Source organism: Flavobacterium sp. FlaQc-49 (assembly GCF_044005985.1).
Lineage (GTDB): Bacteria > Bacteroidota > Bacteroidia > Flavobacteriales > Flavobacteriaceae > Flavobacterium > Flavobacterium cupriresistens.
Window position 1 is genome coordinate 97,376 of record NZ_JBIPCS010000013.1, and the last position, 21,185, is coordinate 118,560.

The 21,185-nt window shown below is 34.2% G+C and carries 19 protein-coding genes; 10 read left to right on the forward strand and 9 right to left on the reverse strand.

Translation table 11 applies throughout. The annotated features are described in order from the left end of the window. From ACHRV3_RS20285 to ychF, 3 genes are all read right to left on the reverse strand, one after another. A complete protein-coding gene (locus ACHRV3_RS20285) occupies positions 1-525 on the reverse strand; it encodes an NADPH-dependent FMN reductase (RefSeq protein WP_047776252.1) in 525 nt (174 codons plus the stop codon). 167 nt (positions 526-692) lie between these two features. Continuing rightward, positions 693-1,607, reverse strand: coding sequence for a YihY/virulence factor BrkB family protein (locus ACHRV3_RS20290; RefSeq protein WP_395435932.1), 915 nt, complete (start codon positions 1,605-1,607; stop codon positions 693-695). A 322-nt stretch (positions 1,608-1,929) separates the two neighbouring features. After that, a complete protein-coding gene (ychF, locus tag ACHRV3_RS20295) occupies positions 1,930-3,024 on the reverse strand; it encodes a redox-regulated ATPase YchF (RefSeq protein WP_047776258.1) in 1,095 nt (364 codons plus the stop codon). A 313-nt stretch (positions 3,025-3,337) separates the two neighbouring features. Between ychF and ACHRV3_RS20300 the strand changes: the two genes are divergently transcribed. After that, positions 3,338-6,013 carry a TonB-dependent receptor domain-containing protein gene (locus ACHRV3_RS20300; RefSeq protein ID WP_395425958.1) on the forward strand — a complete coding sequence of 892 codons (2,676 nt, stop codon included), beginning with the start codon at positions 3,338-3,340 and terminating at the stop codon, positions 6,011-6,013. Between the two features lie 72 nt (positions 6,014-6,085). Here ACHRV3_RS20300 and ACHRV3_RS20305 read toward each other — a convergent pair whose 3' ends face one another. Together ACHRV3_RS20305 and ACHRV3_RS20310 are read right to left on the reverse strand one after the other, a co-directional pair. Next, positions 6,086-7,252 (reverse strand): hypothetical protein, encoded by a 1,167-nt coding sequence (locus ACHRV3_RS20305; RefSeq protein ID WP_395435933.1) that lies wholly within the window; start codon positions 7,250-7,252, stop codon positions 6,086-6,088. A gap of 168 nt (positions 7,253-7,420) precedes the next feature. Next, positions 7,421-7,771, reverse strand: a complete 351-nt coding sequence (locus ACHRV3_RS20310; protein WP_047776265.1) for a 4Fe-4S dicluster domain-containing protein — start codon at positions 7,769-7,771, stop codon at positions 7,421-7,423. A gap of 134 nt (positions 7,772-7,905) precedes the next feature. Between ACHRV3_RS20310 and ACHRV3_RS20315 the strand changes: the two genes are divergently transcribed. From ACHRV3_RS20315 to ACHRV3_RS20340, 6 genes are all read left to right on the forward strand, one after another. Next, positions 7,906-8,970 carry an acyl-CoA reductase gene (locus ACHRV3_RS20315; protein ID WP_395435934.1) on the forward strand — a complete coding sequence of 355 codons (1,065 nt, stop codon included), beginning with the start codon at positions 7,906-7,908 and terminating at the stop codon, positions 8,968-8,970. Positions 8,971-9,063: 93 nt separating this feature from the next. After that, positions 9,064-10,134 (forward strand): 3-phosphoserine/phosphohydroxythreonine transaminase, encoded by a 1,071-nt coding sequence (serC, locus tag ACHRV3_RS20320; RefSeq protein ID WP_395435935.1) that lies wholly within the window; start codon positions 9,064-9,066, stop codon positions 10,132-10,134. Positions 10,135-10,347: 213 nt separating this feature from the next. Continuing rightward, on the forward strand, positions 10,348-11,298 hold the full coding sequence (locus tag ACHRV3_RS20325) for a D-2-hydroxyacid dehydrogenase (RefSeq protein ID WP_047776271.1): 951 nt from the start codon (positions 10,348-10,350) through the stop codon (positions 11,296-11,298). Between the two features lie 104 nt (positions 11,299-11,402). Continuing rightward, the gene (locus tag ACHRV3_RS20330) at positions 11,403-11,963 is read left to right on the forward strand and encodes a hypothetical protein (RefSeq protein ID WP_047776273.1); all 561 of its coding nucleotides are present in this window, start codon (positions 11,403-11,405) and stop codon (positions 11,961-11,963) included. A 205-nt stretch (positions 11,964-12,168) separates the two neighbouring features. Beyond that, on the forward strand, positions 12,169-12,600 hold the full coding sequence (locus ACHRV3_RS20335) for a DUF6146 family protein (protein WP_395435936.1): 432 nt from the start codon (positions 12,169-12,171) through the stop codon (positions 12,598-12,600). Between the two features lie 33 nt (positions 12,601-12,633). Then, the gene (locus ACHRV3_RS20340) at positions 12,634-12,936 is read left to right on the forward strand and encodes a DUF6787 family protein (RefSeq protein WP_047776276.1); all 303 of its coding nucleotides are present in this window, start codon (positions 12,634-12,636) and stop codon (positions 12,934-12,936) included. Between the two features lie 197 nt (positions 12,937-13,133). Here the strand turns inward: ACHRV3_RS20340 and ACHRV3_RS20345 are convergent, their stop codons facing one another. Both ACHRV3_RS20345 and ACHRV3_RS20350 read right to left on the reverse strand, forming a co-directional pair. Further along, positions 13,134-13,424: a hypothetical protein gene (locus ACHRV3_RS20345; protein WP_395435937.1), complete on the reverse strand. Its 291-nt coding sequence runs from the start codon at positions 13,422-13,424 to the stop codon at positions 13,134-13,136. Positions 13,425-13,430: 6 nt separating this feature from the next. Beyond that, positions 13,431-14,150, reverse strand: a complete 720-nt coding sequence (locus ACHRV3_RS20350) for a phosphodiester glycosidase family protein (protein ID WP_395435938.1) — start codon at positions 14,148-14,150, stop codon at positions 13,431-13,433. A gap of 135 nt (positions 14,151-14,285) precedes the next feature. Here ACHRV3_RS20350 and ACHRV3_RS20355 point away from each other — a divergent pair, with 135 nt between their 5' ends. The 3 genes from ACHRV3_RS20355 to ACHRV3_RS20365 all read left to right on the forward strand — a co-directional run bounded on the left by ACHRV3_RS20355 (position 14,286) and on the right by ACHRV3_RS20365 (position 16,723). Next, complete coding sequence (locus ACHRV3_RS20355) at positions 14,286-14,951, forward strand: ABC transporter ATP-binding protein (RefSeq protein ID WP_395435939.1); 666 nt, start codon at positions 14,286-14,288, stop codon at positions 14,949-14,951. Positions 14,952-15,170: 219 nt separating this feature from the next. Further along, positions 15,171-15,935, forward strand: coding sequence for a TIGR02757 family protein (locus ACHRV3_RS20360; RefSeq protein ID WP_395435940.1), 765 nt, complete (start codon positions 15,171-15,173; stop codon positions 15,933-15,935). Positions 15,936-16,174: 239 nt separating this feature from the next. After that, positions 16,175-16,723 (forward strand): hypothetical protein, encoded by a 549-nt coding sequence (locus ACHRV3_RS20365; protein ID WP_395435941.1) that lies wholly within the window; start codon positions 16,175-16,177, stop codon positions 16,721-16,723. A 524-nt stretch (positions 16,724-17,247) separates the two neighbouring features. On the opposite strand, the gene ACHRV3_RS20370 is transcribed toward ACHRV3_RS20365, so the two are convergent. Beyond that, complete coding sequence (locus tag ACHRV3_RS20370; RefSeq protein WP_395435942.1) at positions 17,248-18,717, reverse strand: serine hydrolase domain-containing protein; 1,470 nt, start codon at positions 18,715-18,717, stop codon at positions 17,248-17,250. Between the two features lie 153 nt (positions 18,718-18,870). Then, positions 18,871-20,010, reverse strand: coding sequence for a helix-turn-helix domain-containing protein (locus tag ACHRV3_RS20375; protein ID WP_395435943.1), 1,140 nt, complete (start codon positions 20,008-20,010; stop codon positions 18,871-18,873). Positions 20,011-21,185 lie beyond the last annotated feature (1,175 nt).

Genomic DNA, 21,185 nt, shown 5'->3' on the forward strand with positions numbered 1-21,185 from the left:
CTAGAAACTGGCTTTTATACTCTCTTTTAATTCTCTATCTAACTCTGTATTTGAAATTTTATTTTGCTCGATATCAAAATTAGCGTTGAAAGCCGGTAAGGAGAAAGTCGCTTTTATCTGCGCTCCATACCTTGGTAAAGCATTGTTTGCGATTTCTAAAACAGATGCTCCTCCTCTTGCTCCGGGTGAGGTCGCTAATAGTAACATCGGCTTTTGCTGAAAAATTTCTTTCATAATTCTCGAACTCCAATCAAAAAGGTTTTTGAAAGCTGCCGAATAATTTCCGTTGTTTTCTGCCAGAGAAATGACCAAAGTATCAGCACTCTCTATTTTACTCAAAAACAATTTGGCAATTTCGTGCTGTCCTATTTCTTTTTCCAGATCGACACTAAACAAGGGCATTGCATAATCATTTAAATCTAAAACTTCAATTTCTGCATTTTCGAATAAACCGGCTGCGTATGTTGCCAATTTTTTATTGATTGAATGCTGACTGTTACTTCCTCCAAACGCTATAATTTTCATATGTATAAATATTAATTTTTCTTTGTGTTTTTAAACATTTAAGGTACTCATTTTCTAAACCATATAAGTGATGTAAGTTCATTAAAGCTTTGCGCATAGTTTGAAAAGCTTTTTAATATGAACTTACATCACTTATATGGTTAAAAAAAAAAAAAAACATGTTATTATCATTCTTTGATTTCGAAAATTTCTTTTTTTATTTCGACCGAATACTCGTTTGGGACAATCTGTCCGCCGTATGATTTTGCATATACTTTCGTAAATTCAGCTCCAAAATATAAAATAATAGCCGAGTAATAAACCCAGACCAAAATAATAATTACAGAACCTGCAGCTCCGTAAACGCTAGCGATAGTTGAACTTCCTAAATAAAATCCAATCGCAAATTTACCAATCATAAAGAGAGCCGCTGTGCAGGAGGCTCCTATAAAAGCGTCTTTCCATTTTATGACCCCATCGGGCAGCGTTCTAAATATAATCGCAAAAAGCAACGTGATACTCGCCAAAACAAGGACTAAATTTATAACATAAAAAAGATATACCGTACTTTCGGGGAAATATAATTTCAACCTGCTGTTTAAAAGGTCTAAAACGGTATTCAACATTAAACTGACCAGCATTAAAAACCCCACAGAAGCAATCATAGAAAACGACATGATTCTGTTTTGAATGAATTTCTTCAATCCTTTATTAGGTTTAGCTCTAAGTCCCCAAATAAAATTAATGGAACTCTGAATCTCCGCAAAAACGCCCGAGGCCCCGATAAGCAACATGACCACTCCAAAAACAGTAATGAAGACATTACTATCTGACAATTGCACATTTTTTATCGCTTCCTGAATCTGAATGGCGGCATCATTTCCTACTAATCGGTTGATTTGTCCATAAAGTTCTCCCGTTACGGCTTCTTCTCCAAAAAAGAAACCACATATCGTTATAATGATGATCAACAAAGGTGGTAGTGCAAATAATGTATAATAAGACAGTGACGCACTTAACTTGATGGCGTTATCTTCGTTGAATTCAAAAAAAGTATCCTTCAGTAAATTCCATGATTTTAAAAATATATTTTGACGTTTCACGAGTTTCGGTTTTAGACATACTCTCAAATTTAAGGATTCAACAGAAAAATTACGTTTCGATATTCCCTTAGAAGTTTATCAGATTCCCATGTTAGTTTAAGGTAAATTAAGACGGGAAGCTTTTTTTTTAAACCATATAAGTAATGTAAGTTCATATTATAAAGTTTTCCAAACTATGCGCAAAGTTTAAATGAACTTACATCACTTATATGGTTAGAAAAGCGCATTATTTTTTGCACGCAGATTTAGATTTGGCGCATAAAAAAACCGCTAAATTTCTTCAGCGGTTCAATATATATTCTTTATTCTATCTTCAAAAAAATTATACGTTGAAACGGAAGTGCATTACATCACCATCTTTCACAATATATTCTTTTCCTTCTACTTTGAATTTTCCTGCTTCTTTTGCTTTGGCTTCTGAACCGTATTGAACGTAATCTTCGTATGAAATTACTTCTGCACGGATGAATCCTTTTTCGAAATCAGTGTGGATAACTCCGGCTGCTTGCGGTGCAGTAGATCCGATATTGATCGTCCAGGCACGAACTTCTTTTACACCTGCTGTAAAATACGTTTGTTGTTTCAACAATTTGTAAGCAGCACGAATTAAAACAGATGCTCCCGGCTCTTGTAATCCCATATCTTCAAGGAAAACCTGACGCTCTTCGTAGCTTTCTAATTCGGTAATATCTGCCTCTGCTCCTACTGAAAGGATGATAACTTCAGCATCTTCGTCTTTTACTAACTCACGAACCTGATCTACATATTTATTTCCGTTTACTGCTGAACTTTCGTCAACATTACAAACGTATAAAACCGGTTTTGCGGTAATCAATTGGAAAGATTCCATTAGAACCTCTTCATCATTCCCTTGAGGCACAATAGTACGAGCCGACTTAGCTTGTAATAAAGACTCTCTGATTCTGTCTAAAAGCCCTTTTTCTGTTTGCGCTTCTTTGTTTCCGGTTTTAGCGGCACGGTTTACTTTTTCTAAACGTTTTTCAACCGTTTCTAAATCTTTCAATTGAAGTTCAATATCAATTGTTTCTTTATCACGAATTGGGTTTACATTTCCGTCAACGTGTACAATATTATCATTATCAAAACAACGTAAAACGTGAATAATAGCGTTACACTCTCTAATGTTTCCTAAAAATTGGTTTCCAAGACCTTCCCCTTTACTTGCCCCTTTTACCAAACCTGCGATATCTACAATATCAACGGTTGCCATTTGTACGCGTTCTGGCTTTACTAACTCTTCTAATTTGTTAATTCTCGGATCCGGAACGTTTACAACACCAATATTAGGCTCGATAGTACAAAACGGAAAGTTGGCACTTTGCGCTTTTGCATTAGATAAACAATTAAATAATGTTGACTTTCCAACATTTGGTAATCCTACAATTCCTGCTTTCATCTGTTGACTCTATTTATTTTTTATGTAATCCCGATTTTATCAGGACTTCCCACCTCATGTTATCCTTATACAGGAGTCACTTTAAACGGGTTATGATTTACGTATTGTTCTTATTCTTCTGTCAAAATATTATTTTTCGACTTTAAAATTTTGCAAATATAAGATTTAATAGCTCGCCAGTGAAGTAAAAATGATGATTAATATTTTTAAAAGCATCCTCTTGAAAATAATTATATTTTTTATTAATTTTTTGTTAAAAAACATTACTTTTATAATATACCAAACAGAAAAAGTAAACCAAACTTAAGTAACTATGAAAAAGATTGCACTATTATTATTTCTATTTAATACGGTATTTCTCTTTGCTCAAAAAGAAATATCGGGAGTTGTAAAAGACAAATCAGGCACACCAATACCAGGAGTTAACGTTCTTGAAAAAGGAACAACAAATGGGGTATCTACCAATTTTGAAGGCGGTTACCTTATAAAAGTAAAAGAAGGTGCTACCTTAATTTTTAGTTATGTTGGCTATACTAATGTAGAAAAATCAACAACAAACCGTATAACTGACGTTACTTTAGACGAAAATGGCGGACAAGTACTAAGTGATGTCGTAATTGTTGGATCAAGAAATTCCAAAAGAACTGTGGTCAATTCTGCAGTTCCAATTGACGTTATTAGTGTAAAAGATGTTACTACCCAAAGCGGTAAATTAGAAATTAATGAATTACTGCAATATGTCGCTCCTTCTTTTAATGCCAACAAACAGTCCGGTTCTGATGGTGCCGATCACGTAGATCCTGCTTCCTTGAGAGGTTTGGGACCGGATCAGACCTTAGTTCTTATTAATGGAAAAAGAAGACACCAATCGTCACTTATTAATTTATTTGGAACTCGCGGGCGTGGGAATACAGGAACGGATTTGAATGCAATTCCGGCTACGTCTATCAAAAGAATTGAAATTTTACGAGATGGTGCCGCAGCACAATACGGCTCTGATGCTATTGCGGGGGTTATTAATATTGTATTAAATGACAATGTTGATGAACTAACCGGATCCGTAACTTATGGCGTGTTTAATACCAATGCAAAAGGTGATTTCCTGGATGGAACTCCAAATACCAAAGATTTCAGATTGGATCAAAACGGGAATGGAAATTCATACGGCAAAAACCAATCTTTTGATGGTGGATCCGTAAAAGTAGCTGCCAACTATGGTGTTGCTATTGGTGAGAAAGGTGGTTACGCCAATTTCACTACCGAATACATCAACAAAAACAAAACACTCAGACCTGCTTATGATTTTAGAAAAGGTTTTGGAGATGCCGCCATTCAAGGCTTTAATCTTTTTGGAAATTTATCCATTCCTATTTCTGAAAAAACGCAGTTTTATGCTTTTGGAGGCCGAAACTACAGAGATACCGATGCTTATGCTTTTACCAGAAATGGTGGTGAAAGAGTTGTAGAATCTGTATACCCGGGTGGTTATACACCAAGAATTACCTCTAATATTGTGGACAATTCTCTGGCAGCGGGATTTAAAACCAAAACAGCCAGTGGATGGAATATCGACATGAGTAATACTTATGGGAAAAACCTTTTTCATTACTATATAAAAGGAACTATAAATGCTTCATTAGAAGATAAATCTCCAACAGAATTTGATGCCGGCGGACACAGTTTGACTCAAAATACTACTAATTTTGATCTTTCTAAAAATTACGATTCGGTATTGAGTGGTTTAAATCTTGCTTTTGGAGCAGAATTCAGAACAGAAAAATTCAACATTTTTGCCGGAGAAGAAGGTTCTTATGCAACCTATGATACTAATGGAAGACCTATCACGGATCCTACAACGCAACAGGCCCCAACAATCCCAAATCCGGATTATGATCCTACTAAACCTACTTCGCCTGATAATCCTTTAACAATTTCAAGACCAGGAGGATCACAAGGTTTCCCAGGATATAGTCCTGCCAATACAGTTGATAAAAGTCGTACCAACTTATCCTTATATACAGATGCTGAGTTGGACGTAACAGAAGCCTTTTTATTAAGCGGAGCGGTTCGTTTTGAAAACTACAGTGATTTCGGAAGTACTTTAAACGGAAAATTAGCTGCCAGAATAAAAGCAGGAGAACATATTAATTTCAGAGGATCTGTAAGTACCGGTTTCCGTGCTCCGTCATTAGCACAAATTTACTATAACTTACGTTTTACAAATTTCAATGCAGGCGGTGCTACCGAAGTTTTACTGGCTCCAAATAACAGCCCTGTTACAAAAGCTTTTGGAATTCAAAAATTAAATGAAGAGAAGGCCGTGAACGCCTCTTTGGGTTTCACAGCTACATTTGGTGACTTCACAGCAACAGTAGATGGTTATTATATCAAAGTAAAAGATCGTATCGTTCTTACCGGATATTTTGATGCAAGTGCTTTTAATCTTGGCGTTGACAAAGCACAGTTTTTTGTTAATGGCGTTGATACCAGTACACATGGTTTAGATTTAGTTTTGGCCTGGAAGAAAAAATTCGGAGCCTCACAATTTGGAGTAACTTTGGTTGGAAACATCAATGACATGAAAATTGATAATGTGAAAAATGGTTCTCTGGATGAAGCTACTTTCTTTGGAAAACGTGAGAAAGCCTTTTTATTATCCTCTGCTCCGGACAGCAAATTTGGTTTAAACTTAAACTATTCTAAAAATAAATTTGATGCGGGCTTAGCGTTCACACGATTTAGTAAAGTAGTATTAGTGGATTATGGTGACGAAGACGATGTTTACAACGCAAGATTAATTACAGATCTAACAGTTGGTTATAAACTGACAAACAACCTGAAATTAAGTGTGGGTAGCAATAACTTATTTAATGTATACCCAACCAAACAAGACGAATTAGGTAACACCGAAGCCGGTGGTTATTGGGATGCGGTTCAAATGGGTTTCAGCGGTGCTTACTACTATGCTAGAATTGGATTTAATTTCTAATAGGTAGTACATAAAAAAATAAATCCGACAGGTTTCAAAAACCTGTCGGGTTTATTTTTTTATTTTTTTAAGCTACAGCTTAAAATCTAATGCGCTGATTAATACTTTTTCTTCTTCAGTAGCTGTGAATCCGGAAATATCCCAGTAATTAGTCAAAATCTTATTGCGTTTATTAAAAAGGGTTTTCTCTTTAAAAACATCGCTATCCTTATAACTAAACTTTTGTTTATTGAAATTGGTCGTAATAAAATTATTGCGAACATGGATTTTTTTAACTTTATTATCTTTTAGAATAAGATCATACGCGATCTCTTCATTCGAACTCAATAAATAATAGTCTAAGCCATCCAGTCTGTAATTTACTTTCACCACCGATTGGGTAATATTCTTAGCTCCAACTCCTATTTTATCTACTTTTTCGGCTAATGTTCTCGGAGTAATCGTAATCGAAAACTCCATAATTACTTTTTTTACCGGATCGTACACAATTTCGAAATTATCTACTGCAATTTTAGATTTATCGCGTGGACTAATACTCATTATATAATAGTCCGTATTTGAGGGATGCCCTTTGGTAAAAAAATCGTACTCTTTTTTTGCTTTTGCGCTTAAGAGTGGATCCAAATAACTTAAATTCGAATAATTCTCCATGATATTATTCAAATTATATCCTTTTAAATCTGCGCTTACATCATTTTCCAATAAACCATACGAACGATTTTGCTCTACCAATAAGGTAGTATTCACTTTCTTCTGGTTCACCGTAAATTGAAAATTAACAAGACCGTCATTATAATACGAATATTTGTTATCAAGACTAAAAAATTCCCTCACATACACCTTTAATCGATAAGGCATGGCCAGTTTCTTTCTGGAACTGGAGATAATTTTTTGCAGTGTTTTTTGAGGAGATTCTTTAGATAAAACAATTTCATCTAATTTACTATGTCTGTTTTTTAAATAAACAACAAATCCACTTTCTTTTAAAACAGTCCATCGCACGGTTAAATCTTCATGATCCGGTTCCGAAACCTGAACATTAGTGCCACCATTTAATATAAAAGTAACTTTACCCTCTACATTACTCAATAAAATTTGCTTGGTTTTCATGATCACAACCGATGCATTTTCTATAGGCAACTGTGTTTCCAGGTCTTTTACAACAATAGAATACTCAGTGTTTTGAGCTAAAACACTGACACTAAAGAACACAAAAAGTAAAAGTAAAACTCTCTTCATAGGATGCTTTTAAAATTATCAAACAAAGTGTTAAAAAACATCGCCAAATTAACTAAATTAAATCCTTAAATACCAATACTATACAAAAATAAAATAAGAAATAGCTGGTAAAAAAAATCCCAAGTTCTAAAACTTGGGATTTTTCTTATGTTTAAAACTTGTAAAATATTATTCGTTGTGCAGAAATGCCTGACGCTCTAGTAACGTTTCTTCATCTTCTACATGATTATCATCAGGTACGCAACAATCAACCGGACATACTGCAGCACATTGAGGTTCGTCATGAAAACCTTTACACTCCGTACATTTTCCGGGAACAATGTAATATACTTCATCAGAAATTGGAGTTTGTGCATCACCTGCATCCACTTCAGTTCCATCAGGTAAAATTATTTTTCCGGATAAACTTGTACCATCTTTGTATCTCCAATCATCCGCTCCTTCATAAATTGCTGTATTTGGGCACTCCGGTTCGCAGGCCCCACAGTTAATACATTCGTCGGTTATAATTATTGCCATTTTTGTCTTAGTTACGAGTTAAAAATTACAAGTCGAGAAATAATCGATTAAGATTTTATTCTCCTTTGCCTTATAACTTAATATAGCTTATTTTTGTGCAAAATTACAATCAAAACAATTCATAAACAAACATTATGACATTAGAAACAAAAAAAAGTGTTTTTGTTGAATTAGGAAAATTCTTAAACCAATTTTCTGAGCAGGATACAATTAAAAAATCGGATGTTTTACACAACGATTTATTTTTTGATGATTTCGAAAAACTCATTCACTTATCGCAATCTCATAATGGCTGGTATACTCCTGAACAGGTTTATTTTGCTCTTCAATCCTGGGCTGCTGCCTTAACGGAAGAAAACATTACAAAATGGCTTTCTGCTTATTCGTTAGACGCTGCTGAGAACGACAAAACGGTAGCTTTGATATTAGCAGGAAATATACCATTGGTAGGTTTTCATGATTTTTTATCTGTTTTACTGACAGGAAATCGCGCTATTATCAAAACATCTTCAAATGATCAGCATTTATTGCCTTTTTTAGCAAAATACATCATTGCGGTTAACCCTGATTTCAAAGATAAAATCACTTTTGTCGAAGGTAAATTAGAGAATTTCGATACTGTAATTGCTACGGGAAGCAACAATACAGCGCGTTATTTTGAATATTATTTTAAAGACAAACCTTCGATTATTCGAAAAAACAGAAATTCGGTTGCTGTTTTAAACGGAAAAGAAACCAAAGAACAATTAGAAGCTTTAGGGGAAGATATTTTCAGATATTTTGGTCTGGGATGTCGCAATGTCTCGAAACTATTTGTTCCAAAAGGGTATTCTTTTACTGCTTTTTTTGAAGCAATTTTCAAATATCAGGACGTTATACATTATGAAAAATACGCCAACAACTACGATTACAACAAAGCGGTATTCTTAATGAGTAATTTTAAATTGCTCGATAATGGCTTTCTAACGATAAAAGAGGACCCAAGTTACGCCTCTCCTATTTCGAGTGTTTTTTATGAGTTCTACGATGATATCGAAGAGCTGGAAAAACGCCTTCAGGCTGATGCTGAACAAATTCAGTGTATCGTTAGTAACGATTTAGTAAAAAACAGTATTTCGTTCGGACAAACACAAAATCCGCAATTATGGGATTATGCGGATAACGTAGATACTATAACGTTTTTGTTAACAACAAAGTAACAAAATGTTCAAACATTTCTAATATTTTATCGCTTTTTCCGCTCCTATTGCCGAAATTTGCGTCTTTAAAATTCTCGACTATTAACAAAAACCATGAAAAAACACAACTACAGCGCAGGACCAAGTATCTTACCTCAAGAAGTTTTTGAGAAGGCATCACAAGCAATTTTAAATTTTAACGATTCAGGACTTTCTATCCTTGAAATCTCCCACCGAAGCAAAGATTTTGTTGCTGTAATGGAGGAGGCGCGATCGCTTGCTTTAGAACTACTTGGACTTCAAGGAAAAGGATACCAAGCCCTATTTTTACAAGGTGGTGCCAGTACAGCATTCTTAATGGCTCCGTATAATTTGATGAAAGAAAACGGAAAAGCAGCCTATTTAGATTCAGGAACCTGGGCAGCAGCTGCGATAAAAGAAGCCAAAAATTTTGGTGAAACGGTTATCGTTGGTTCATCAAAAGAAGAAAATTACAACCATATTTCAAAAGGTTACGAAATACCAAGTGATGCTGATTATTTTCACTGTACCAGTAACAATACTATTTTTGGAACTCAAATGAATGATTTCCCATCTACAAACGTTCCTGTAGTTTGCGATATGAGTTCAGATATTTTCTCACGTGTTTTAGATTACTCTAAATTTGACTTAATCTATGCCGGAGCTCAAAAAAACATGGGTCCAGCTGGAACAACTTTGGTTGTGATAAAAGAGGAAATTTTAGAAAAAACCGGAAGAACTATTCCAAGTATGTTAGACTATGCTAAACATATTAAAGCAGAAAGTATGTACAATACACCTCCTGTTTTTGCTGTTTATGTGTCGTTATTGACTTTACAATGGATTAAAAATAAAGGTGGTGTTGCTGCAGTTGAAAAATTAAATGACGCAAAAGCAACTTTACTTTATAATGAAATCGACAGAAATCCTTTATTCAAAGGAGCAGCAGCAGTTGAAGATCGTTCTAAAATGAATGTTACTTTCTTATTGAACAATCCGGATCACGCAGCTACTTTTGATGCTTTATGGAAAGAAGCTAATATTTCAGGATTACCGGGTCACCGTTCTGTTGGTGGTTACAGAGCTTCTATTTACAACGCAATGCCTATCGAAAGTGTTCAGGTTTTAGTTGATGTAATGAAAGCTTTAGAAACTAAAGTTTAATCGTTAATTCGGTTACTTTTTTAATCGAAATAATGGTTTACTCAGAATACCGGAAGCCCTAGCCCCGATGGGAGGGAAAATCCTTTTGCTTTTTTCTTTAAAAAGCAAAAGATTGGAAGGAACAGCGGGAAATAGCTCCTGAACAAAAAAGAAAAAATCGTAATACTTGGTTGATCAGTTAAACGATTAGCCATATAAACAAAATAGATACAAATGAAAGTATTAGCCAATGATGGAATTTCTAAAAGTGGAATTCTAGCTTTAGAGAAAGGTGGATTTGAAGTTATAACTACAAAAGTTGCACAAGAACAAGTTGCTAATTTTGTAAACGAAAACAATGTAAGCGTAGTTTTAGTGCGTAGTGCGACTAAAGTTCGTAAAGATATTATTGATGCTTGTCCGGGTCTTAAAATCATTGGACGTGGTGGTGTTGGTATGGACAATATTGATGTTGATTATGCTAAAAGTAAAGGAATTCATGTAATCAATACTCCGGCTTCCTCATCAGAATCTGTTGCGGAATTGGTGTTTGGTCACTTGTTTAGCGGTGTTCGTTTTTTACACGATTCGAACAGAAATATGCCACTTGAAGGAGATACAAATTTTGACGGTTTGAAAAAAGCTTACGCAAATGGTATTGAATTAAGAGGTAAAACTTTGGGAATTGTTGGTATTGGCCGTATTGGTCAGGCTACTGCAAAAATGGCGCTTGGCCTAGGTATGAAGGTTATCGCTGCCGATAGTTTTATTCCGACAGTAGATATTAAAGTGGAGTTTTTTGACGGTCAGTCGATCACTACAACAATTGTTTCTCAATCTTTAGAGTCTTTATTTAAAGAAGCTGATTTTATTACTTTACACGTTCCGGCTCAGGATGGTTACATCATTGGAGAAAAAGAACTTGCGATCATGAAAGACGGTGTTGGAATTGTAAACTGTGCCCGTGGCGGTGTTATTGACGAAGTAGCATTAGTAAAAGCGTTGGATTCAGGAAAAGTTGCTTTTGCCGGATTAGACGTTTTTGAAAGCGAACCAAAACCGGAAATGACTATTTTAATGCATACTAAAATCTCGTTGACGCCTCATATCGGAGCGGCAACCGGAGAAGCACAAGACAGAATTGGAACAGAATTAGCTTCACAAATTATTACTTTATTAAGCTAATTAACTATAATTAAATATCTTAAAAGGGATTTATTAACATCGTTTAATAAATCCCTTTCTTTTTTTCATTAAATTTGAGGATACCAATCCAAAAAAATTTAATCATGTTTGAACAATTAACACAATTAGTGCAACAATATGGAGGAGATGCTGTTGTAAATAACAGTGCTGTCCCAAATGAGCATAATGAAGCAGTAGTAAAAGAAGCTGGTAATTCGATATTTGAAGGACTGCAAAAAATTGCTTCAGAAGGTGGTGCAGAGCAATTGGCGGGTTTATTTAACGGAAGTACTCCAATAGACAGTTCAAATCCTGTTGTACAGCAAATAACACAACAACTAACCGGAAGCCTTGGTGAAAAATTCGGACTTAGTAGCGCTGACTCTTCAGGTGTGGCTTCTAATATGATTCCGCAAGTATTGAATTCTTTGGTTAATAAAGCAAAAGATCCAAACGATAGTAGTTTCCAGATTTCAGATATCATCAATTCAATCTCAGGAAACAGCGGACAAGCGTCAGGCATCATGGACACTATTTCTAAATACGGAATGCAATTTGGCCTGGATCAAAATGCCGACGGAAAAGTCGACATCGCCGATGCCGTTGCCATTACTCAAAGTAAAGGTGGTATTTCTGGTCTGCTTGGTAAATTATTTGGAAAATAGGTTCTTCTTATAAGTTGCAAAGTTTCAAAGGCACAGAGGAACAAAGTTTTTCTCTTTGTGAACTTCCTTAATACAAAAAGCTGTTTATTTTTTGAATAAACAGCTTTTTGTATTTTATTAAAACCTTTGAACCTTTGCCACTTTGTACCTTCCTTCAAACCAACCTTCACTTTTTTTTCGTAAATTTAAGATCAAATAAAAAGTCATGAAAAATGCTGTTTACATCCTGATTATTTTAGGTACTATTATCGCCTGCTCTACTACTAAAGCCAATGTAGAGCAGCCTGTAACTAAAAATGTAGCCTTAAGCGATACAGTCAGAATTGCGAATGATTCTTTAGAATATGAAGTTATTATTATTGATAACGGCTTTAGTACGTGGTTAGCTTCGAGAGCTTTTCCGCGAAACTATTATTCACAAAGCTACCTCGAAACAAAAAACAGACTTTACATAACCGAATGGAATAATCGTGTTTTACAACCACAACGTTACAGTCCGAATTTGTACGAAATGAATATTAATTACAATCCAACAATCGATTATGGATATGAAGTAAATTACCTCATTTACAATTACATGATTTATTTTCAAAATACTTACAAACAAAAGCTTTGGGGATATGTTCCGTCCAGATAATGTTGTTATATTTGTAATTGTTATAAATAAAGAATGAAGAGATTAAAAGAACGTTGGGGCATTACCTCAAACCTACAAGCCATAATCATACTTACCGTTTTTGCTATCACAGGATCATCTTCTGCATGGCTTTCTAAACCCTTTTGTGTTTTATTGGGAATTACGAAAGAAGATTTTGGAGGTTGGTTTACTCTAATTCGTCTGTTGGTTATTTTCCCTATTTATCAGGTTCTATTGGTTGCAATAGGAGCTCTTTTCGGTCAATTCCGTTTCTTTTGGAATTTTGAAAAGAAAATGCTTAAAAATATGGGACTTGGATTTTTATTTAAAGATTAATTTTAACTCGTCTTGTATAATCCAGCTAAAGACTGTTTAACACATAGAAACATAGATTTAGAATTGTCAATTTAAAGTGCTCAAGAAAATCATAATTTTTCACATAGTCTTATTAGTTATATGTGATTTATTTCAACAAAACATTCTTTTTAGCTATCCTCGATGTAATAAAGCTAATTGAAGTCAATAGCTTAATTCTACTCTTTCTTCTGAATATAATAGGTGTAAATCCATGTAAGGGTAAAGGATGGAATTATATCTGTAAAGGGTAAAATCTCTTCTACAAAAGTCAAAATACCGGCTACTTTCCCTACCCTGCCTTTGTACATATATGTCATTAAGAAACCAGCAAGCGGTGCCCAGATTACATCGGCAAAATCACCAACTAAAGGAATTGTAAAAGAAAGCATTCCTATACCATCAAAAAGTAAACCCAGCAACAATTTTTTCTGTTTTTCTTCTTTTAAAATTATATTTTCTGTTTTCATTTCATTTTATTTTCTTGTTGTTACTGCAAATAGTACACCAAAATTTCCATCAGTCTGAATCCATTTTTCAGATGGAACGTAAGCACGTGATACAAATCCGTCAAGATATAAGGCATTTTTACATCCTAAGTCCTTAAAATATACTGCAAAGTCATAAAAATTAATTTCTTTTTTTGATAAAACAAAAACTACTTTACCACTTGGCAAAATTCCAACCCCATTTCTGATATTCAAATTAGGAGAACCTTTTTTAAATTCGGGATGAATATGACCGTCAATCACTAACATTGGCCCGGATTGCGTAGCATATACTATTTTACCATTATTATAAAACTTTTCAGTCCTGCAAACTTTAGGAACGTTATCTGTCGTTAAATAAAACACTCCATTAGGTTTTAAATAAAAATTCCCTTCCGATTTTGTTGTATCTAAAGGAAATAATACTTTCCCTTTTTCAATGTAAAGTCCTTGGGGAGAATTGTCTTTTTTATACATACCGCCATTCATAACAAAATCAAGTTCTAAATTCTTCTTCTCTATCGATAGTTTTAGATTTTGAATACTTCCAAAATTTTGCCCTCTTTCATTTTTCCAATACAATTTTAAATCTTGTTTTTTCAAATCAACAACATATGTTAAAAAGCGATCATCTGAATATACTTTTAGATTGATAAAGAAACCAAAAAGCAAAACCATCGATATTAAAATGCCTATTTTTAATCTCATATTCTTTTTCCAAATTTTCAATAAATATAAAAGAAAAATTTCAATAGTTCTTTATGAAACATTCTTCCCAAAATTCTGTTACAACCCATTTTAATATCGACAGAATCTTTGTTTCTTTGTAAAAACAGTTTCATCATGATACACGCAAAAAATATACATAAGTTCTACGATCAGCTTGAGGTTTTAAAAGGAGTGGATCTGCATATTAAAAAAGGTGAAATTGTTTCCATCGTTGGAGCTTCAGGAGCCGGAAAAACAACGCTTTTGCAAATTTTAGGAACCCTTGATAAACCTTCAAAATCAGCGAATGAAACTTCATTAATCATAAATGGAGAGAACATTTTAGGGCTTAACGATAAAACATTATCCAAATTCAGAAATCTGAATTTTGGTTTTATTTTTCAATTTCATCAGCTTTTACCTGAATTTACTGCCTTAGAAAACGTGTGTATTCCCGCTTACATTGCAGGCAAAAAACCCGCGGAAACAGAAGCAGCAGCAAAGAAACTTTTAGACTACTTAGGATTATCTCACCGAATTAATCATAAACCAGGTGAACTTTCAGGCGGTGAACAACAACGTGTCGCCGTTGCAAGAGCTTTAATCAACAAACCCGATGTGATTTTTGCCGACGAGCCTTCAGGAAATCTGGATACTCATTCTGCCGAAAACCTACACCAATTGTTTTTTCAGCTTCGTGATGAATTTGGTCAAACTTTCGTAATCGTCACTCATAACGAAGAATTAGCCAATATGGCCGACAGGAAACTAATAATGGTTGATGGTTTAATTAGTAATTAGTCACTTTAAGCTATAAGCTCAATGTTACTAAATTAAGCTGTCTTCTCACGCAGATTCTGCGGATTTTGCAGATTCTACGGATTTTTTATTTCAATGCTAAAATCTACGTGAGACTTTTTTTGATAATCTTTAACTTAATGATATTGGGTTATAAATTGTAGGCACAAGCTAAAAACTAAGAACAAAAAAACACAAACCTCCAAGAACTTTCATTTTATCATGACCCAAAAAGAACTCAAAGAATTTCTCGACGAAAAAGTCATTCAATACAACAATCTCGATTTTATTGAAAGCGATCCGGTGCAGATTCCGCATTTGTTTACACAGAAAGAAGACATCGAAATTGCCGGTTTTCTGAGCGCTACCATAGCTTGGGGAAATCGCAAAATGATTATCAAGAATTCACATACCATGATGGAATTAATGGGGAATACACCTTATGATTTTATCATGTCCCATTCGGATGAAGATTTAGAAAGATTAGAAAATTTTGTACATCGAACTTTCAACGGAAAAGATTTTACAGGCTTTGTAAAAGGACTGCAAAACATTTATAAAAATCACAACGGCTTAGAAGCTGTTTTTGCTAAAAATCAGGAAAAAGACAGTTTGCAGAAAAGTATTCATGAGTTTAAAAAAGTCTTTTTTGAAATTGACCATTTACCGCGAACGCAAAAACACATTTCAGATCCTTTAAACAATTCGGCAGCCAAAAGAATCAATATGTATTTGCGCTGGATGGTACGCCAAGACACAAAAGGAGTCGATTTAGGCATCTGGAAAAGTATTTCGCCAGCCGCTTTATCTTGTCCACTAGATGTGCATTCCGGTAATGTTGCCCGTAAACTGGGCATTTTAACCCGAAAACAAAACGACGGAAAGGCTTTGACTGAATTAGATCTTAAACTGCGGAAAATGGATCCTAAAGATCCTGTAAAATATGATTTTGCTCTTTTTGGATTAGGCGTTTTTGAAGGTTTTTGAAAGATTCTAATCCTCATAAACACCTTTATGTAAACACTGATTTCACAATTATTCTAGTTCAAATAGGTTTTTATTTTTTTCTGCTTGACTACAAGTATCTTTTTGCCAAATAAAACATGTCGAGACTATATTTCTGCTATACCCTATCTTGTTAAATAAATATAAGCTTTAATTAATTTGCGTATTTTCTTACAATTAATCAAATTAATTGCTAATATTGTAGTTTAGAAAAATAACAGATGGCTGGAGAAAGACCGAGAATAAAATCTATTATCACCGACTCAATTGTTAACCTTGAAGCATATTCTGAAAATTGCTGTTCAAAAAATGCCCGACAGGTACTATTGAGTCCGCATAAATTCAACTCAGATGTATGGGCAGATAAACACTATACTATTAGAGTACAACAAGGTGATGATAATGGAGTTCGAGAAGGAATTGAGCTTGAAGCAATTTTAGAGCTTATAAGAGACACATTTAATCATGTCATTAATTATTCACTTAAATATGGCAAAATTGTTAATTTTCCACCATTTGCGCCGCCACAAAGCACAAGAATAATTATTCAAAATCATGTTGATAATGAAGAGCATTTTTTAAATGTTGCTCTCGAATATCATTTTCTCGATGTTGATACTTATGAAGTAACGGTCTGGACCGCCATGAAACATAAAGGCTTCCATATCAGAGAAGGGCAATATATTATCCAGTTACATCATGACAAAACTATTCTTTTACAATTTGTAAAAAGAGCTCTTAAAGAACTACATACTTTTGACAGAAAATAGCTATAAACTATAGAGCAGAATATTCTAATAGATTAATACAATTGATTTTATTTACGTAAATAAAAAAAATACCTACCTTTGCTTAAACAAAGACAGGATAAAGAATTTGACAGGTCGAAAGACAGAATTCTTAATCTGAAAGGTCTTTAAAAAAACCAAAGCTCCATTAGTGGAGCTTTTTTTATATGAAATTCTTATCCTTCTTGCGAACAAATTAGGGATCAAGACATATTGTTGTGGAGGAACAAATATCTTATAGTTCTGTAATTTCGAATCAAGTTAAAAAGTTGTGGAATAATTTTTAGAAATTTCTTTTGTTAGAAGTAACAGATCTTATACTTTTTCGCCACAGCTTTTTAAGTACCTAATTTTCCAACTTCTCGCTTTGACGATCTCGCAAAGACGCCAAGTCGCAAAGTTTTTTTTCTGTTTTTTCATTAAAACTTTGCGATTTTGCGACTCTGCGAGATTTTTACTTCCCCACAACTTTGGGACTTGATCCCAAATTGGCATCAAACCACTAGCTATTTTGCTTTTGCAACTATTTGAACTTTAGCATTCAAATTACCTCTTGTTAAGATTACAGAACTTAGTTTTCCATCACTGTAATCAAATTTTAACAAGTTCGGGTAATCTGTAATTTTAAACAATCCGTTTTTAAGATAGATTAATTCAATATCATTTCTCTCCATGAAATGGCCCAACATTACAGATTCTATATAAAGACGATTATTCTTTTCTGTTATTTTGGTTTCTCCTCCCATTCCGTAAAGGAAATCGTCGTAAGTTCCGATTAGTTTCTCTCTTAGCGCTAAGGGGATATCCTGAACCTCGTCAATTGCTACTTTATTATTCCAGTTCATCAATTTCAGAATCTTCATTTGCGTATGTTTTATCACAGGAATTCGGTTCTGTTTTTCGCCGTTAGCAAGAAAAGCAAAGCCATTTCCATCGGTCATTGTAGCAAAAACGCTGCCGCCCACTCCGGTATTAGAGCCATTGCATGACAACCAATCATAGTTATTATAACTAAAAGATCTTTGCCATCCGCTACTCCAGCCCCCAACAGCATTTTTTAAAGCAGCTACTTCTGCTATTTTTTCGGCCACGCTATGAGAAATCACTTTGTTGTTTTTATTACGTAAGGCATTTTGCATTTCAAACGAAAGTTTAGCTAAATCTGTCGGTGTTGACCACATTCCTGATGCTCCAACTTGCGGCGTGATTGGCAAACCAGTTCTGATCACTTTCTCCTCTTTATCGTGCGCAAGAGCTACATTGGTTAGAAATCCTTTTTCATTGGGTTGCATCATGGTTGTGTTTTTCATCCCCAGAGGCGAAAAGATATATTCCTGAGCAAGTGCTGCAATAGATTTATTTAAAGTGTCTTCCAGTGCCATTTGTACAATTACATAACCTCCACCACTGTACGACCAACCCGTTCCCGGAGTAAACAAAAATTCAATTTCTTTATCATATCTTGGTATCTGTCCTAAAAGACTTTGTTTTATTGTTGGAATCGTATCGCCTTGATAATGGTCTGCAAATCCACCTTGACTTGTACCTGCGGTGTGATTCAAAAACTGTTTCCAGGTTGGACTGTTATTTTCCGTAAACTTACTTTTTGGCAAATGCCAACGTTTTAAATACTTGTCGATTGGATCGTTGAGGTTAATTAATCCTTTTTCGGCAAGGATATGACAAAGAAGCGCTGTTACTGATTTAGAAATTGATCCGGTAGAAAAAGCTGTATTTTCATTGATCTTCTCTTTAGAATCTACCGATTTCACACCAAATTGATTGGAGTATACAATTTGATAATTTTCAAAAACAACCAGACTAAATCCGGCCAATTTGTATTTTTCTAACTGTTGGTCCATTTTCAAACTGTCCGTAAGAAAACTATAGTCTCTTTTTTGAGACATTGTTTTATTGTTTGTTTGAGCACTCGAGATTAAAACTGTAAAAATTAGTAAAAAAATAGTACTTTTCATTGTATCGTGTTTTGGGTTAAAATTTTATTTCGATACAAAGATGTGGATGTAAGTATTCTTATGCGACCGAATAAAAACAGTCGGACGCATTTGTTTCAAAAAATAAGTACGAGTAGTTAAAAACACAAGTACGAATCATTACAAAATACTATTTTACAAGCTTTTACGATAATCAGTAGGTGTACTTCCCGTGTGTTTTTTGAAAGCGGTATTAAAAGAAGATTTTGAATTAAACCCTACATCGTACAGAATTTCCAAAACAGTTACCTTACTTTTTGCAACATCTTTTAAAATTTCCATGGCATTTTCTATACGATAGGTATTGACAAAATCATAAAAATGTTGCTCTAGTTTATGATTAATCAGAAGAGACAAATCACGAACAGGAATTTCAATCCCCTTAGAAACATCTTGAATCGTAAGCGAAGGATTAAGGAATGGCTTTTCTTCGATCATATACTTTCTCAATTTTACTAATTCTTCATTTGATTCGTTTTCCTTTAAAGCCGGCTGCTCCTTCTTTTTTTCTTCTAAAATAATATCCGAAACCAGTTTTAATTTCGAATCAATATTTCTAAATAAACCCGGATTGTTTAATGCTTTAAATAAATACCAACAGGTAATAACCAACTGAAATGCCAGTAGTCCTACTTTTATCCCTGCTGAAATATAGGGGTAATCCGAAAATTTAAAAATGTTTTTTACAATGGTAACCGCATATAAAACAGTCAATACAATCGTAAACTGAAACAACCAATTATAGGACTTAATACTTGTACCAGCGTAATTTTCAAGATATAGCTTTTTAGCTTTTCTCAATATCATAAAAACAAGAACAAGGTAGGTCACCATTTGAACATGTATCAGAGCATGATTAAACTTTAGCTCTATTTCATTTTGATAATTTTGAAGAAAACTGATCTTAGAAGCGAGATCTACACTATAAAAACGAGGTATTAAAATGGCATTCGCAATAAAAAAAGGAAGCAAATGCAGTATATACTTAGGTTTGAACTTAAAATCCGAATAACAAGCAGATACTACATAAAGATAAAAAACAGGGAGCTGTAAAAAGCATAATAAATTTCTTAACATTCCTAAATTTGAAGGTCCGTCACTCACTAAATCAAATAAAGGATAACTAAAATCAATCGCGCTTATTATTAAAAAAAAAGCAAAAAGAGAATTACTAATCTTATGTTTTGTTTTAACCGTAAGCAGAAAAAAGGCAAGAAATAATGAAATAAACAAGGAGATAACAGTCACAATAATTAGTAAATTAATCTTATCCATTTATTAGTTTCTTTTGGTTTTTTGAAGTTATGGTTATTAGCAACGTTTTACGGTTTGGTGAAAGCAGGATTTTGCCATAAACCTTCATTTGAAACCTTAATGTTCAAACTTACAAAAAACTTTTATACGAAGTTTATCCTTCTCGCTTTTGTCTAACCAAAATTCAACACAGGCATTTCTATCCTTTGTCTATAGTGATAGTCAGTTTGTTTTCTTCCTGTTTTATAAATACATCTCGATTGTCATTTCGAGCGAAGTCGAGAAATCACACAAGGTGCTCCGTTTCTATTTTCCCTAATTTTGTCATACTGAGGAACGAAGTATCTTCACAAGTAATCCCGTAAAGTGAAGCTCAACGGTATCGATTCAGTAAACGTAGATCCTTCGTTCCTCAGGATGACAAACTGTACGGAGTTTCTGGTGTGATTTCTCGTATCTCGTAATTGACAAGCTACACAATACATTTTACAGATTTCAGTATACTGCTTACTAGTATCGAGGTTGTCACAATTCTGTCATTTCGAAGTATGAGAAATCACATCCAATATTCCGTACAGTGCATGCTCTGCTTGTGTGATTTCTCGACTTCGCTCGAAATGAACAATATTGAGGAACATGGAGGCAAAAGTGAATGTAATATATTTCACTAACAATCAAATAACAAAACCCCTAATCTAGTTGATTTTTTTCTTAAACTGTTACAATAATACGTTTCGATTGTCAATTTCGACGCAAGGAGAAATCACACAAGCTGCTCCGTTTCTATTTTTCCCAATTTTGTCATACTGAGGAACGAAGTATCTTCACAAGTAATTCCGTAAAGTGAAGCTCAGCGCTATCGATTCAGCAAACGGAGATCCTTCGTTCCTCAGGATGACAAACTGTACGGAGTTACTTTTGTGATTTCTCGTATCTCGTAATTGACAAGCTACACAATACATTTTACAGATTTCAGTATACTGCTTACCGGTATCGAGGTTGTCACAATTCTGTCATCCGAAGTATGAGAAATCACATCCAAGTATTCCGTACAGTGCGTGCTCAGCGCGTGTGATTTCTCGACTTCGCTCGAAATGACAATATTGAGGAACATGGAGGTAAAAGTGAATGTAATATATTTCACTAACAATCAAATAACAAAATCCCTAATCTAGTTGATTTTTTTCTTAAACTGT

Excerpts from the sequence above, each read along its gene's own strand:
- ACHRV3_RS20360 (WP_395435940.1), top strand. The coding sequence starts at position 15,171 with ATGACCCAAAAAGAACTCAAAGAATTTCTCGACGAAAAAGTCATTCAA.
- ACHRV3_RS20375 (WP_395435943.1), bottom strand. The coding sequence starts at position 20,010 with ATGGATAAGATTAATTTACTAATTATTGTGACTGTTATCTCCTTGTTT.
- ACHRV3_RS20285 (WP_047776252.1), bottom strand. The coding sequence starts at position 525 with ATGAAAATTATAGCGTTTGGAGGAAGTAACAGTCAGCATTCAATCAAT.
- ACHRV3_RS20335 (WP_395435936.1), top strand. The coding sequence starts at position 12,169 with ATGAAAAATGCTGTTTACATCCTGATTATTTTAGGTACTATTATCGCC.
- ychF (WP_047776258.1), bottom strand. The coding sequence starts at position 3,024 with ATGAAAGCAGGAATTGTAGGATTACCAAATGTTGGAAAGTCAACATTA.
- ACHRV3_RS20310 (WP_047776265.1), bottom strand. The coding sequence starts at position 7,771 with ATGGCAATAATTATAACCGACGAATGTATTAACTGTGGGGCCTGCGAA.
- ACHRV3_RS20300 (WP_395425958.1), top strand. The coding sequence starts at position 3,338 with ATGAAAAAGATTGCACTATTATTATTTCTATTTAATACGGTATTTCTC.
- ACHRV3_RS20325 (WP_047776271.1), top strand. The coding sequence starts at position 10,348 with ATGAAAGTATTAGCCAATGATGGAATTTCTAAAAGTGGAATTCTAGCT.
- ACHRV3_RS20340 (WP_047776276.1), top strand. The coding sequence starts at position 12,634 with ATGAAGAGATTAAAAGAACGTTGGGGCATTACCTCAAACCTACAAGCC.
- ACHRV3_RS20305 (WP_395435933.1), bottom strand. The coding sequence starts at position 7,252 with ATGAAGAGAGTTTTACTTTTACTTTTTGTGTTCTTTAGTGTCAGTGTT.
- ACHRV3_RS20350 (WP_395435938.1), bottom strand. The coding sequence starts at position 14,150 with ATGAGATTAAAAATAGGCATTTTAATATCGATGGTTTTGCTTTTTGGT.
- ACHRV3_RS20330 (WP_047776273.1), top strand. The coding sequence starts at position 11,403 with ATGTTTGAACAATTAACACAATTAGTGCAACAATATGGAGGAGATGCT.
- ACHRV3_RS20355 (WP_395435939.1), top strand. The coding sequence starts at position 14,286 with ATGATACACGCAAAAAATATACATAAGTTCTACGATCAGCTTGAGGTT.
- ACHRV3_RS20315 (WP_395435934.1), top strand. The coding sequence starts at position 7,906 with ATGACATTAGAAACAAAAAAAAGTGTTTTTGTTGAATTAGGAAAATTC.
- ACHRV3_RS20365 (WP_395435941.1), top strand. The coding sequence starts at position 16,175 with ATGGCTGGAGAAAGACCGAGAATAAAATCTATTATCACCGACTCAATT.
- serC (WP_395435935.1), top strand. The coding sequence starts at position 9,064 with ATGAAAAAACACAACTACAGCGCAGGACCAAGTATCTTACCTCAAGAA.
- ACHRV3_RS20345 (WP_395435937.1), bottom strand. The coding sequence starts at position 13,424 with ATGAAAACAGAAAATATAATTTTAAAAGAAGAAAAACAGAAAAAATTG.
- ACHRV3_RS20370 (WP_395435942.1), bottom strand. The coding sequence starts at position 18,717 with ATGAAAAGTACTATTTTTTTACTAATTTTTACAGTTTTAATCTCGAGT.